Raw genomic sequence first — 12884 nt, 5'->3', positions numbered from 1 at the left:
TCAGGGCTTCGGCGTGTCGGGTTTGGCCGGCTCTGGAGCGCCAGGTGCAGCGGTCTCGGTCTCCTTTGCCTCCGCGACCCAGCCAGTCGTCGGCGCGGGAGCCGGCCGGGGGACCGAGCGATCGAGCAGCACGGACTCGGCGACCGAAGCAGCAGCCGGCACGGCATCGCTCGGCTCTTCAACGGCAGGCGCGGCAGCATCCGCCTTCTGAACCTCCGCCTGCTCAACCTCCACCTTGGTCGGTTCCTTGACCGTTTCTCTGGCCGGCTCTTCGATCGGCTCAGGCTCCGGATCAGGCACGGTCGCTTCGGCCGGCACCGGCATGGGAGCGGGAGCTGCGACGATGGCGCGGGCGACGCGCTTGGTGCGCAGCGAGACTCCGCCGAAGAAATCGACCATCGCCAGCAGGGTCAGCAGCAGGAAGGTCGAGTTCCCGAACTTCTGCCACATCGCGAATTCGGCGGCGGCGGCGCCGAAGACCAGCAGCGACAGCAGGTGGTCGGTGAGATATTTGCCGTTCGGCTTCGCCGCCTTGATGATCTCGAGCAGCAGCAGCAGCACGCCCAGGGCCAGCAGCATGTCGCCGAGCGAGATCGTCCAGAGCTCGCCGGACGGAAGCTGAAGGCGCAGCAGCGTCTCGCTGAAGGCGACCCCCGGCATCAGGAAGACGATCATGTTGTAGATCGCCAGCGGGATCAGCAGCAGCGGGAAACCGACCATGGACATCGGTTGAAGCCTTGGATGGCGCGGGCGGCGGCCCGGCGCAAAATCAATCGGTGCGAAGAAGATGACAGCGAGACGGGATCACGCGGCACAGATACGCAACGGTCCCGGCGAATCACGTCGCACGGGACCGCTTTCAACCCCATCGATGGCCGAATTCGGGCGGCTTGGAAAGCGGCCCGCGCGGACAATCAGGCGTCTTTCTTCTTCAGGACCTGGCGGCCCTTGTACATGCCGGTCTTCAGGTCCAGGTGGTGCGGACGACGCAGCTCGCCGGAATCCTTGTCCTCGACATAGGTCGGCTTCTTGATCGCGTCAGCCGAGCGGCGCATGCCGCGGCGCGACGGCGAAGTTTTTCTTCTGGGGACGGCCATATCGGTATCCTCTAGGGTATTTTTGCAAGGCATCGTCCGCAAAGGACGGCTGCAGCCATGAAGCTGGCGAGCCCGGATGCCGATCAAGGCCGCGCTTATAGAGGAAGGGCTCCGGTATGGCTAGGGGCTCGGCGAGGCATTTTTGGCCAAAATTCGGCCCGCCCGGTCTCAACGCCGCTCCCCCCAGCAGGTCTGCAAGCCCTGGGCCTGCGCCCGCATCATATAGGTCGCCGACAGCCGTCTCACGCCGGGGCCGGGCGTGCGGGCGCTGCGCCGGACCGGGTTCGGCAGGATCGACGCCATCAGCGCCGCCTCACGCGCACCCAGGCCCGCCGCCGAGCGGTTGAAGGCGTAATTCGCGCCGGCCTCGGCGCCGAATTGGCCGGACGGGCCGAGCTCGGCGATGTTGAGGTAGATTTCGAGGATGCGCCGCTTGCCGAGGACGAGGTCGATCCACAGCGCCAGCGGCAGTTCCAGCGCCTTGCGGACGTAGCTGCGGCCCTGCCAGAGGAACAAATTCTTGGCGACCTGCTGGGTGATGGTCGAGCCGCCGCGGCTGACCTCGCCGTCCTCGGCATCGTCCATGACCTCGCGCAGCGCGCCCCAGTCGATGCCGTGATGGCTGCAGAATTTGGCATCCTCCGCCGCCACCACCGAGCGCGGCAGATACGGCGACATCGCCGAGAGGTCGATCCAGTGCCGCGTCACCGGCTGCCCCGTCACCGACCGCCACAGCATCAGGGTCGAGACCGGGTGGCCCACGGCATAGAACGGCGTCAGCGCGTAGGGCACGAGCAGCACCAGCACGGCGATCACGAGGAGGGTTCTGACGGTACGCAAGGGCAGGCGCCGCTCGGTTGGGACCGCCGCGGGTGCGGCCAGTTGGCCGGGATTATCCGACATCTCGATGTGGTTTCCTGCTTTTTTCCGCCGTTGCGGCCGAAAGCCGCCACCGCTCCGGCAATTGACGAAGTCGCCGCCATCAACGATTGTCCGGCGAATTTCGCCCCCCTGGAGCTCTTCTTAAATGACTGCGACGGCCACCGACTTCACCCAACGCCTGGACAAGACCGCGGAGGAGACCGAAGCGCTGCTCGGGGAGCTCCTGTCCGATGCGCCGATGGCCGACGAGATCATCAGGCCGAAGCGGCTGATCGAATCGATGCGCTATTCCAGCCTGAACGGCGGCAAGCGGCTGCGCCCGTTCCTGGTGGTCGAGAGCGCCGCCGTGTTCGGCGTCCCGCGCCGGGGCGCGCTGATGGCCGGCGCCGCGCTCGAATGCATCCACTGCTACTCCCTCATCCATGACGACCTGCCGGCGATGGACAATTCCGATCTGCGCCGCGGCCGCCCCACGCTGCACAAGGCCTATGACGACGCCACCGCGATCCTGGCCGGTGACGCCCTGCTGACCATCGCCTTCGACATCATCACCCGCGACGAGATTCATCCCGATGCCGGCGTCCGCCTCGCTTTGACCCGGGCGCTGGCCCGCTGCGCCGGTGTCGGCGGCATGGCCGGCGGCCAGATCCTCGACCTCGCCGGCGAGGGCCGGTTCGGCGACAGCGGCCCGGTCGACGTCGCCCGCGTTCAGCAGATGAAGACCGGCGCCCTGCTCCGCTTCGGCTGCATCGCCGGCGCCCTGCTCGGTCAGGCCTCGGCGGCCGAGTACCAGGCGCTCGACGATTACGGCCGCGCGCTCGGAGAGGCCTTCCAGATCGCCGACGACCTGCTCGACGTCGAGGGCGATGCGGCGACCCTCGGCAAGCCGGCCGGCGCCGACGCCGAGCTCGGCAAGACCACCTTCGTCACCCAGCTCGGCATCGAGGGCGCCAGGCAGCGCGTCCGCGACCTGCTCGCCCGCGGCGATGCCGCGCTGTCGATCTTCGGCGCCAAGGGCGACGTGCTGCGCGCCGCCGCCCACTTCGTTGCCGAACGCAAGAGCTGAGGCGAGGCGTTGGCCGGAGTCCATCCTGACGATCCGGACCTCGCCCGCTTTGCAAGGCTGCCAGCTGCGCTGCGCGTCATCTATGCGCGGCCGCGGACCTTCATATCGCTGGGGCTCGCGATCGTCGCGTTCTTCCTGCTGCCGCCGGCGCTCCGCCTGATCACGCGGCTGCTGATCGGCTGGGACATCTTCACCGCGATCTACCTCGTGCTGGTCGCGGTGATGATGCTGCGCAGCGAGCATCATCACATCCGCCGCAAGGCGGTCATGCAGGACGACGGCCGCTTCGTGATCCTGATGGTGACGGCGCTGGGCGCCTTCGCCAGCATCGCCGCGATCGTGCTCGAGCTCGGCGCTTCCAAGCGCGACGCTCCGGCGCTGACGCTGGCGCTGCTCACCGTCTCGCTGTCCTGGGCCGCGGTGCATGCGACCTTCGCCCTGCACTACGCCCATGATTATTACCGCGGCGCCAAGCCTGGGGGCCTGCAATTCCCCAGCGGCGACAAAGACGAGCACGCCGACTACTGGGACTTCGTCTACTTCTCCTTCATCATCGGCATGACCGCCCAGGTCTCCGACGTCGGCATCACCGACAAGATCATCCGCCGCACCGCGACCGTCCACGGCATCATCTCGTTCGTCTACAACACCGCGCTGGTCGCCCTGATGGTCAACATCGCCGCCAGCGCGATCTCCTCCTGATCAGTTGCATACCTCGACGCTGGCATTGTTGGCCGGCCCGCCGCCGCCGCGATATTCGAGCCGGCAGCCGGGCCGGACGGTGCGGCACAGATAGGCGTCGCAATAGATCTGCCCGCCCGACTTCGCGGGCCGGGCCGCCTGCGTCTGCGGCCTGGTGTAGCCCGGGGCCGCCCCGATGCCGAGACCGCCACCACCTCCGATCCCCACCCCGACGCCCGTACCGGGAGCCGGCATCGGCAGGCCGGCGTCCGGTGCCGCACGGCCGCGGCGGCGCGACGGCACATCTTCGTCGCTGCTGTCGCGCTTGGCGACCGGCTTCCGGTCGCGCCGCTTCTCGCATTCATTGTCGTCGTTGACGAACGAGCCTTCGGCACAGACGATGCGGGTGCAGCGGTCGCCGTCCGGCTTGCTGCCATGCTGGCAGACCAGGGGGCACACCCGCGCCTGCTTGAGCTTGATCGCCTGGAGCGCATCGGCCGATGCCGCCTGGGTGTCGAGCTTGGTGCCGGCATAGCGGTTGAACTGCGACAGCGAGCGGCGCGAGGCCGAGCCCCAGTCGCCATCGGCATCCTCGGTGAGGCAGCCGACCCGGCGCAGCTCGAGCTGCACCGACTTGGTGAGATCGGCGGGCTGCGCGGCCGGGGTGAGCGCGGCCACCTGCGGCCCCTGCTGCGGCGCTGCGGCCGTCGGCGTGCCGGGCGATGTCGCCGCGCGCGGATTGTCGACCGCCGCGAGCTGCTGCTCCCCGCGCTTCTTCTCGGCTTCGGCCGCCTGCTGCTGCGCGAGCTGCGTGGCCTTCTCGGCTGCGATCCGCGCCTGCTCCGCGGCCTTGGCCTCGGCCTCCGCCTTGGCGAGCGTCTCCTTGCGCGCGCCCTCGGCGGCGAGCCGCGCCCGCTCGGCCTCGGTCGCGCGGGCTTTCTCGGCGGCGACCACGCGGTTCTCCTCGGCGGTCAGCTTTTCGAGCTGCAGCTTGGCGAGGCTCGCATAGAAACCGTCGGGGTACTGCGCCAGGAAGGCGTTCAGCGCGCCCTTGTTGCCGACCTGCATCGCGAGCTCGTAATCGCGCCGGATGTCGGCCTGAGGGTTCGGCGGCGGCGTCACCGGCATCTGCGTCACGACGCGCGGCACGCCGGGAACCAGCGGCACGTCCTCGCCGCCGAGCGAGCCGTACACGAACGGTTCCTGGCGGTTGGCGGTCGCCTTCAACACCTCGTCGCGGACGAAGCCGAACGCCTTGCGGACGTCGAGCCCGGGCGTCGCGATGTGCCGCGACAGCGCCAAGGTGAACGGTGAGTTCTTGCCGTCGCCGTCCTGCGCGGTCGAACCGGCCTTGGCGGAATAGGCGATCAGCGTGTTCGGGCTGGTCGGCTCGACCTTGGCGAGGCCGCGGCCGAGGCTGCGGGTCGCCACCGTCCGCTGCATGTTGCGGGTGAACGGGTTGTCACGGCAGGCATCGAGAATGACGAGGCGCAGCTTCTTCGCCGGCTCGACGGCAACCAGAATGCGGTCGAGCGACAGCGTCTCGTCGTAGACATCGGTGTCGCGCTCGAGCCGGGCGTCGATCGGGATCAGATAGTTCGACCCTTCGACCTCCATGCCGTGGCCGGCGTAGTAGACCACCGCGATATCGGCATCGCGGGCGGCATCGGCGAAATCGCGCAGTGCCCGGCGCGTCTCCCGCGCGGTGAGATCGCGCCGATAATCGACGACATCGAAGCCCGCGCTCTTGAAGGTCGCCGTCATGACCGCGCCGTCATTGACCGGGTTCGTCAGTTGCGGCACGTTCTGATAGGCGGAGTTGCCGATGACGAGCGCCACCCGCTTCTCCGCGAGCGCCGGGTGGCCGGCCAGCAGCAGCGCTGCCGCCACGAGAAAACCGCCCAATCGAACTGACCACGACATCGTATCTACCCCATAGCCCTGGGAAACATGCTCGGTCTGCTAGCAGATTGCGGCCGTTCGGCTTGTGACCGGGATCACGCAAGGTTCGGTCCGGGGACATCCCGCCTGGGCCACGATATTTCTGTCGACGGAGCATCATCCGCAGTTCATGGCTTGCCAAGTCCCGTTTTGCATCGAAAATGCGATCCTTGTTTGTCCGCGGTTCCCCAGGGAGTTGGCCATGAGCGCAGACCGTTCCACTGTCGAGGCCGTCGTGCAGGGCTATTTCGACGCGCTCTACGAGGGCGATGCCGACAAGCTTGGCGCCGTGTTCCACCCCACCGCGGACCTGCGCTGGGTCGAGAACGGCGAGCTCAAGATCCTCACCGTGCCGGACTGGCTGGCCTGGGTGCGCAAGCGCCCCTCCGCCAAAGGCGAAGGCAAGCCGCGCGAGGACTTCATCGTCACCATCGACCGTTCCGACGACAAGACCGCCTTCATCAAGGTGCGCTGCCAGCTGCCGCCGCGCTATTTCACCGATTACCTGGTGGCGATGAAGCTGAAGGACGGCTGGCAGATCGTGTCGAAGTCCTACCGCTACGACCTCCGGGATTGAGGCCGGCGCAAGGACGCCAGGCTGTTTCAAATGGAAGCCCATTTTCAGACCTTCCTCATCCTGCTGGCCGTGCTGGCGGGAACCGCACTTCTTGCACGGCGGGCCAACCTGGCGCCGGCGATCCTGCTGATGCTCGCCGGCATCGCGCTGGCCTTCGTGCCGGGCATGCCCGCCTTCGCGCTGCCGCCGGAGCTGGTGCTGCTGGTGGTGTTGCCGCCGCTGATCTATTCGTCGAGCGTCGCGATGAGCTGGCGCGAGTTCAAGCGCAACCTGCGGCCGATCGTGCTGCTCGCCGTCGGCTGCGTGATCTTCACCGCCTCCATGGTTGCGATGGCGACCCACTATCTTCTCGGTCTGCCCTGGAGCCTCGGCTTCCTGCTCGGCGCCATCGTGGCGCCGCCCGACGTCGTGGCGCCGCTCGCCATCGCCCGCCGGCTGCACCTGCCGCGCCGGGTGATGGTCATCCTCGAAGGCGAGGGCCTCGCCAATGATGCGACGGCGCTGATTCTCTATCGCTTCGCCGTGGCCGCCATCACCACCGGCGCGTTCTCGCTTCCGGTCGCGGCCGGCGAGTTCGCCGCGATCGTGGTCGGCGAGATCGCGTTCGGCATCGGCGTCGGCTGGCTGATGCTGCGCGCCCGCCACTACGCCAGGGATCCGCAGGTCGAGATCACGCTGTCGCTGCTGACACCCTATCTCGCCTACTGGATCCCCGAGCATGTCGGCGGCTCCGGCGTGATCGCGACGGTCGCCTGCGGCCTCTATATGAGCTGGAACGGACCGCTCTGGATCTCCTCCGCGACCCGCCTGCAGGGCGTGTTCTTCTGGGACCTCGTCGTCTACCTGATCGAGGGCATGCTGTTCCTCTTGACCGGCTTCCAGATGCGGCTGATCTACGAGAAGTCGAAGGCGTTCCCGCTCGACGAAATCATGATCGCCACCGCGCTCGTGGTCGCGATCGTCGTGATCGCGCGCTTCGCCTGGACCTTTCCGGCGACCATCCTGCCACGCGTGCTGAGCCCCTCGCTGCGCGCCAGGGATCCGCTGCCGCCGTGGCAGCAGACCTTCATCATCGGCTTCACCGGGGTCCGCGGCACGGTCTCGCTCGCCACCGCGTTGGCGCTGCCGCTCACGCTCTCGACCGGTGAAGCCTTTCCCTATCGCGACGAGATCCTGTTCATCGCCTTCGGCGTGATCTTCTTCACCTTGATCGGCCTCGGCCTGACCCTGCCGATCGTCGTGCGCCTGCTCGGCGTCTCCAACACCGGACGCGCCGAGCATGTGCGAGAGCACGAGCAGGAGATTGCGGCACGGCGCGAGGGGCTCGACCGGGCGCTGAAGTCGCTGGAGATGATGACCAGCGACCGCGAGGTGTCCGACGAGGTCATGCGGCTGCTGCGCGCTCGACACGAGGTCCGCGTCAACCAGCTGCCGGCCGCGTTCGACGCCGACGAATACGACGCCTCCGCGCTCGGCATCGAGCTGACCCGCGAGCTGATCGGCGTGGAACGCAAGACCATTCACGTCATGCTCCGCGACGGCCAGATCACCGACGAAACCCGCCGCCGCATCGAGCGCGATTTGGATCTGGAAGAGGCGAGCCTCGCCAACCGGGAATATGGGCACGTTCCGTTGTAGGGCGTGAGTTGTCGCGCATAGCTCTCTCCGTTCGTCATTGCGAGCGCAGCGAAGCAATCCAGGGTGGCGGGCGGGACTCTGGATTGCTTCGCTGCGCTCGCAATGACGTGGACGGAGCGGGGGTACAAATACGGCGACTGAGCTTGTAGACACAGCATCTCATCCTCGCGCCCGCTCTCGCGTCCGAGTGTTGATCCTCATGCCGCCCTCTCCAATCAGAGGGCGCAGGGAAGGCCGGGCCCCGACTGAGGCCCGTGGCCCGCCTGCGAAAAAAATGCAGGCGGCAGGAACCACAGGTTCAGCCGGACAGACCCGGCCCTCCCTGCGCAATGGTTTTAACGGCTGCTTCGCACTCTCCCCGGGGACCGGGCTTTCTTGCCCCCGTCACCAGCGGATCATCACCGCCAGCTTGGCATCAGCATCGGGATGTCAGGACCATGCGACTTGACCGTCCGCGCCATGACGTTCGTCCGCAAGCACCGAGCTCACTGCGCCACGTCGCGTCCACCGCATCCCGCCTCCACGTTCGTGACGACCGCGAAGCGCCCCTCGTGAGCGAGGCGGGACGGGCGGAAACATCGATCTGATTTGCCCGACGGCACAAGGCCTGACGGCTGCGACATGGTAACGCGACGGGCAAAATTTGAGATTCGTAAGTGCTGGCGGCTTGCCGCGCGAAGAACGGCCGATATGACCGATAGCCGACCACATCCTCCGCTGTCGTCCCGGCCTTGAGCCGGGACCCATAATCACAGGGCAGGGTGATAGCGAAGAAAGCAGCGGCAGCCTGCTCGACAACTGAGGTCGGTGGTTATAGGTCTCGGCTCAAGGCTGGGACGACACTGTTGGCGCGGTAAGATCTCGCCAACAAACTTGCTCTTGTCTCACGTGGTCCGATCCGCCGCCCATCGCCGGTTCTCACCGCGCTCAACGTGGCAGCCTCTCTCACCGCTCGATCATCCAGCGCGTCACCGCCTGGTGGTAGTTCATCGGGCCGGGCACGGTCTTGTAGGTCTTCAAGTAGCGGAAACCCGCCTTCTGCAGCGCGCGGTTGGGGGCGGTGTTGTAGGCGTGCGGCTCGCAGAACAACTGCTTGAGCTGCAGCTTCTCGAAATACAGGTCGACGCTGCGGCTGACGCATGCGGCGCCGAGGCCGCGGCCGCGCAGCTCCGGCTCGGTGACGTGCAGATGCATGTGGGCCCGATTGCCGTAGACGATGCGGTCGCAGCTGGAGAAGCCGATCGGCCGGCCGTCGAGCCGCCAGATCACCAGCAGCGCCGCGCGCTCGGCGAGCGGCGTCGCGTAGAGCGTCTTGAACAGGCTGCTCCAGACCGCCCTGGTCGGCATCCGGGTCGGATCGATGCCCATCAGGTCGAGCTGCTCGATGCTCGACGCATAGAAGTAGTCGATGACCAGCGAGGTCTCGGCGAGCTCCATTTCACGGATATCGAGAGTCATCGAGGCGTCCCTTTTTCAGCAGGCCTCAAGGTGCTGATCATGCGGGCAGCAGTGGGGCGTGGCCGGCGGATCGTGCCGGTCACGGCAGCGGCGCGTAGCGGCTGATCCACGGATGAAAATTCCAGACTGAGGCGCGCGGCACAAGCAGCTGACGGTTGCAGGGCTGGCCGCTCTCAAGGTTGCACTTTGAAGAGGAGGTCGCTTTGCCGGCTCTTCCTCGTGCTTTCGGCGCCCTGCGCCACGGCGAACGCGTATGCCGCGACCTGATTGATGCGCACGCTTGCTTCCCCATCGTCATGGCCGGGCTTGTCCCGGCCATCCACCTCGTTCGGCATCCTGGGAAAGACGTGGATGCCCGGGACAAGCCCGGGCATGACGGAGAAACTAATAAGCAGATGCTCGGGCAGCGATATGAAGCACAGCGCAATCATCCCAGAGACGCAGGAGGCGCCGCCGATTCAGATCCGGGCGCCCCTACTCCGCCGCGGTCACGCTTTCCGCAGCCTTGGCGCCGCTGCCGTAGCGCTGGTCGATGTAGTCGATCACCAGCGCCTTGAAGTCGGCGGCGATGGTCGGGCCGCGCAGGGTGCGGAACTTCTTGCCGTCGACGAAGACGGGCGCGGCCGGGGCCTCGCCGGTACCGGGCAGGGAGATGCCGATATTGGCGTGCTTGGATTCGCCGGGGCCGTTGACGATGCAGCCCATGACGGCGACGTTGAGCGCTTCCACGCCCGGATATTGCGTCTTCCAGGCCGGCATCTCCTCGCGGATGAAGTCCTGGATCGAGCGCGCCAGCTCCTGGAACGTGGTCGAGGTGGTGCGGCCGCAGCCCGGGCAGGCCGCGACCAGCGGCACGAAGGTGCGGAAGCCCATGGTCTGCAGCAGCTCCTGCGCGACCTGGACCTCGAGCGTGCGGTCGCCGCCGGGCTCCGGCGTCAGCGAGATGCGGATGGTGTCGCCGATGCCCTGCTGCAGCAGGATGCCGAGCGCGGCCGAGGAGGCGACGATGCCCTTCGAGCCCATGCCGGCTTCGGTGAGGCCGAGGTGGATGGCGTAGTCGGAGCGCGCGGCGAGGTCCTGATACACCGCGATCAGGTCCTGCACGGCCGAGACCTTGGCCGAGAGGATGATGCGGTCCTTCGGCATGCCGAGCTCCTGCGCGCGCTCCGCCGAGTGCAGCGCCGACTGCACCATCGCCTCGCGCATCACCGCGCGCGCATCGCGCGGGTTCGCGGAGGCCGCGTTCTCGTCCATCAGCTTGGACAACAGCTCCTGGTCGAGCGACCCCCAATTGGCGCCGATGCGCACCGGCTTGCCGTATTTGTTGGCGAGCTCGATGATGGTCGAGAACTGGGTGTCGCGCTTGTCCTTGAAGCCGACATTGCCGGGATTGATGCGGTATTTCGCCAGCGCCTCGGCGCAGGCCGGATAGTCGGTCAGCAGCTTGTGGCCGATATAGTGGAAGTCGCCGATCAGGGGCGTGGTGATGCCGCGCTTGTCGAGCTGCTCGCGGATGTGCGGGACGGCAGCGGCGGCCTCGTCGCGATCAACGGTGATGCGGACCATCTCCGACCCGGCGCGCGCCAGCGCTGCGACCTGGGCCACCGTCTGCTCGACATCGGCGGTGTCGGTGTTGGTCATGGACTGGACCACGATCGGCGCCCCGCCGCCCACGGCGACGTTGCCGACCATGACTTTGGTGGTCTGATGCCGGGGAGCGGGTCCGGCGACATCGGTCTGGGTCAGTGTCTCGGGCTTGTTCATGGGCGCTCGGATATCAGGTTTTGGTGACATTCAGCAATGGATCAGTCGCGGCCAGGACCACGCGGTTCGGGCGGTTTACGAGAAAAAGCCCAACGATCACAAGCACGGCGGCCAGGCCAAAGGCCAGCGTCAGGGCGTCATGCAGGATGAAATAGCTCGCCACCACCCCGAATAAAGGGGTGATGAAGGTAAATGCCGACAATTTGCTGGCCGAGTAGGCCTTGATCAGCGCGAACCAGATCGTGAACGTGGCCCCGACCACCCAGATCGACTGGTAGGCCATCAGGCCGGTCACGAACGGGCTGGGAACCTGATGGAGCCGTTCCCCGGCCAGCAGGGCGGCCGCCCCCAGAATCGGAATCGACATGGCAACCTGGTACGCAAGGGCCTTCTCCGGGGGTGCGAAGCGGAGCCGGGTGCCTTTCGCGACGACCGTGGTCGCGCCCCACAGCAACCCGCCCCCGACCACCATGAGGTCGCCCAGCAGCACGGTTCGATCGACATTGGCCTGGGGAACGCCGATCGCGAGCGCCACGCCCGCGAAGCTGAGCGCCAAGCCCGACCATTGCATGGCGCCGAGCCGCTCGCCCAGGAAGCGGTAGGAGCCAAGCGCGACGAAGAAGGGCGCGGTGTAGAGGAACACGACCGCGCGCGAGGCGGACGTCAGCAGCAATCCGCCATAGATCAGCACGAACTCGACGCCGAACATCATGCCGGCGATCAGGCCGGGGACGAGCGTGCCGTCGCGCTCGAACATCCTCACGCCGCGCACCCGGGCGATGAGCAGGAGGACAGGCAGCGCCCCGGCCGAGCGCAACGTCGCCTGCAGCATCGGCGGAATCTCCGGCAGCGCCAGCTTGACCGCGATCTGGTTGAAGGCCCAGGAGATGCAGAGCACGAGAATGACTGCGATGGCGCCGGGGCCAAGGGGACGGCTCGCGGCGGACGAGGTGGACGTTGCGGACACGAGGACGTGGACTCCCGAAAGCGTTTCCTTGTTGGACCGCAATTGAACCTGCGGTCAGCGTTGCCGCGATCCGCCCGAGACGAGGCTGACGTGGCTGCAGCAACGGCACTGGTCACCTCGCCCCGCTGGCTGGGAAGAGGGAACGCACCACCCTCGCGGCAAGGTCATCGCATACGACGGTCGGTCACATGTGTACAGCTGTCCGACTTGAGCTCCAGTGACCGACCTCACGCCGCCTTCTGGCAATGGGCGCACAGCCCGGTGATCTCGACGACCGACAGTTTCGGCGTGAAGCCCGATGCCGCGGCAGCCAGCTTCAGGCTTTCCGCGATCGGCGCTGCCGGAACCTCGCCGACGGCGCCGCAGCTCTCGCAGATCAGGAACGCCACCAGCGCGGTCTGCTCATGGTCGTGGGCGCAGGCAAGGAAGGCGTTGCGGCTCTCGATGCGGTGCACCAGGCCGTTCGCCATCAGGAACTCGAGCGCGCGGTACACCGTGATCGGCGCCGGCCGCGCGGCGACCTTGGCGAGTTCCTCGATGATCTCGTAGGCGCCGAGCGGCCGGTGGCTCGACAGCAGCGCCTCCAGCACCTGGCGGCGCTGCGGCGTGAACTTCTGGCCACGCTGGGCGCAGATGCGCTCGGCATGGTCCAAGGCATCGGCCGCGCAGCGGCCATGATCGTGGTCCGGCGCCGGGAAGGTGGGTTTTGCGAGGGTCATTGGCGACAATCTAGCATCTCGGGCCGCTCTCGCCAAAGGCCGCGGCCGAGCCATGCATCCTGAGCGGAGCGGGTGCGCTCGGCGGGGACATGAA

The 12884-nt window shown here is 67.2% G+C and carries 13 protein-coding genes; 4 read left to right on the top strand and 9 right to left on the bottom strand.

Features of this window, described 5'->3' with window-relative positions; genetic code table 11:
• The 3 genes from ACQR1D_RS02990 to mtgA all read right to left on the bottom strand — a co-directional run bounded on the left by ACQR1D_RS02990 (position 1) and on the right by mtgA (position 1937).
• Positions 1 to 726, bottom strand: coding sequence for a hypothetical protein (locus ACQR1D_RS02990; RefSeq protein WP_434840478.1), 726 nt, complete (start codon positions 724 to 726; stop codon positions 1 to 3).
• Between the two features lie 188 nt (positions 727 to 914).
• Positions 915 to 1097, bottom strand: coding sequence for a 50S ribosomal protein L32 (gene rpmF, locus ACQR1D_RS02985; protein WP_006610266.1), 183 nt, complete (start codon positions 1095 to 1097; stop codon positions 915 to 917).
• A 168-nt stretch (positions 1098 to 1265) separates the two neighbouring features.
• Positions 1266 to 1937, bottom strand: coding sequence for a monofunctional biosynthetic peptidoglycan transglycosylase (gene mtgA / locus ACQR1D_RS02980; RefSeq protein ID WP_434840482.1), 672 nt, complete (start codon positions 1935 to 1937; stop codon positions 1266 to 1268).
• A gap of 187 nt (positions 1938 to 2124) precedes the next feature.
• Here mtgA and ACQR1D_RS02975 point away from each other — a divergent pair, with 187 nt between their 5' ends.
• Together ACQR1D_RS02975 and ACQR1D_RS02970 are read left to right on the top strand one after the other, a co-directional pair.
• A complete protein-coding gene (locus tag ACQR1D_RS02975; protein WP_315801749.1) occupies positions 2125 to 3045 on the top strand; it encodes a polyprenyl synthetase family protein in 921 nt (306 codons plus the stop codon).
• Positions 3046 to 3054: 9 nt separating this feature from the next.
• Positions 3055 to 3747: a DUF1345 domain-containing protein gene (locus tag ACQR1D_RS02970; RefSeq protein ID WP_315801750.1), complete on the top strand. Its 693-nt coding sequence runs from the start codon at positions 3055 to 3057 to the stop codon at positions 3745 to 3747.
• Here the strand turns inward: ACQR1D_RS02970 and ACQR1D_RS02965 are convergent, their stop codons facing one another.
• Positions 3748 to 5649 carry a caspase family protein gene (locus tag ACQR1D_RS02965; protein ID WP_434840479.1) on the bottom strand — a complete coding sequence of 634 codons (1902 nt, stop codon included), beginning with the start codon at positions 5647 to 5649 and terminating at the stop codon, positions 3748 to 3750.
• A 220-nt stretch (positions 5650 to 5869) separates the two neighbouring features.
• Between ACQR1D_RS02965 and ACQR1D_RS02960 the strand changes: the two genes are divergently transcribed.
• On the top strand, positions 5870 to 6244 hold the full coding sequence (locus tag ACQR1D_RS02960; protein WP_431337776.1) for a nuclear transport factor 2 family protein: 375 nt from the start codon (positions 5870 to 5872) through the stop codon (positions 6242 to 6244).
• Positions 6245 to 6274: 30 nt separating this feature from the next.
• Positions 6275 to 7882, top strand: coding sequence for a Na+/H+ antiporter (locus ACQR1D_RS02955; protein WP_434840480.1), 1608 nt, complete (start codon positions 6275 to 6277; stop codon positions 7880 to 7882).
• Between the two features lie 945 nt (positions 7883 to 8827).
• Here ACQR1D_RS02955 and ACQR1D_RS02950 read toward each other — a convergent pair.
• From ACQR1D_RS02950 to ACQR1D_RS02930, 5 genes are all read right to left on the bottom strand, one after another.
• Positions 8828 to 9340: a GNAT family N-acetyltransferase gene (locus ACQR1D_RS02950; protein WP_315803806.1), complete on the bottom strand. Its 513-nt coding sequence runs from the start codon at positions 9338 to 9340 to the stop codon at positions 8828 to 8830.
• A 173-nt stretch (positions 9341 to 9513) separates the two neighbouring features.
• Entirely contained in the window at positions 9514 to 9771 is a 258-nt protein-coding gene (locus ACQR1D_RS02945) for a hypothetical protein (RefSeq protein ID WP_434839904.1), read from the bottom strand.
• Positions 9772 to 9814: 43 nt separating this feature from the next.
• Complete coding sequence (gene ispG, locus ACQR1D_RS02940; protein WP_315803808.1) at positions 9815 to 11104, bottom strand: flavodoxin-dependent (E)-4-hydroxy-3-methylbut-2-enyl-diphosphate synthase; 1290 nt, start codon at positions 11102 to 11104, stop codon at positions 9815 to 9817.
• Between the two features lie 13 nt (positions 11105 to 11117).
• Positions 11118 to 12071, bottom strand: coding sequence for a DMT family transporter (locus ACQR1D_RS02935; RefSeq protein ID WP_434839978.1), 954 nt, complete (start codon positions 12069 to 12071; stop codon positions 11118 to 11120).
• 227 nt (positions 12072 to 12298) lie between these two features.
• Positions 12299 to 12790, bottom strand: a complete 492-nt coding sequence (locus ACQR1D_RS02930; protein ID WP_315751916.1) for a Fur family transcriptional regulator — start codon at positions 12788 to 12790, stop codon at positions 12299 to 12301.
• Positions 12791 to 12884: the final 94 nt, after the last annotated feature.

The sequence above is a fragment of the Bradyrhizobium sp. HKCCYLRH2047 genome, from assembly GCF_051168175.1.
In the GTDB taxonomy this organism is placed as follows: domain Bacteria; phylum Pseudomonadota; class Alphaproteobacteria; order Rhizobiales; family Xanthobacteraceae; genus Bradyrhizobium.
This window is presented reverse-complemented; position numbering and strand designations above follow the sequence as displayed.

Coding starts and splice junctions, on each gene's coding strand:
- ACQR1D_RS02930 (WP_315751916.1), bottom strand. CDS start 12,790: ATGACCCTCGCAAAACCCACCTTCCCGGCGCCGGACCACGATCATGGC.
- ACQR1D_RS02965 (WP_434840479.1), bottom strand. CDS start 5,649: ATGTCGTGGTCAGTTCGATTGGGCGGTTTTCTCGTGGCGGCAGCGCTG.
- ACQR1D_RS02950 (WP_315803806.1), bottom strand. CDS start 9,340: ATGACTCTCGATATCCGTGAAATGGAGCTCGCCGAGACCTCGCTGGTC.
- ACQR1D_RS02975 (WP_315801749.1), top strand. CDS start 2,125: ATGACTGCGACGGCCACCGACTTCACCCAACGCCTGGACAAGACCGCG.
- ACQR1D_RS02955 (WP_434840480.1), top strand. CDS start 6,275: ATGGAAGCCCATTTTCAGACCTTCCTCATCCTGCTGGCCGTGCTGGCG.
- ACQR1D_RS02945 (WP_434839904.1), bottom strand. CDS start 9,771: ATGATTGCGCTGTGCTTCATATCGCTGCCCGAGCATCTGCTTATTAGT.
- ispG (WP_315803808.1), bottom strand. CDS start 11,104: ATGAACAAGCCCGAGACACTGACCCAGACCGATGTCGCCGGACCCGCT.
- ACQR1D_RS02960 (WP_431337776.1), top strand. CDS start 5,870: ATGAGCGCAGACCGTTCCACTGTCGAGGCCGTCGTGCAGGGCTATTTC.
- rpmF (WP_006610266.1), bottom strand. CDS start 1,097: ATGGCCGTCCCCAGAAGAAAAACTTCGCCGTCGCGCCGCGGCATGCGC.
- ACQR1D_RS02990 (WP_434840478.1), bottom strand. CDS start 726: ATGTCCATGGTCGGTTTCCCGCTGCTGCTGATCCCGCTGGCGATCTAC.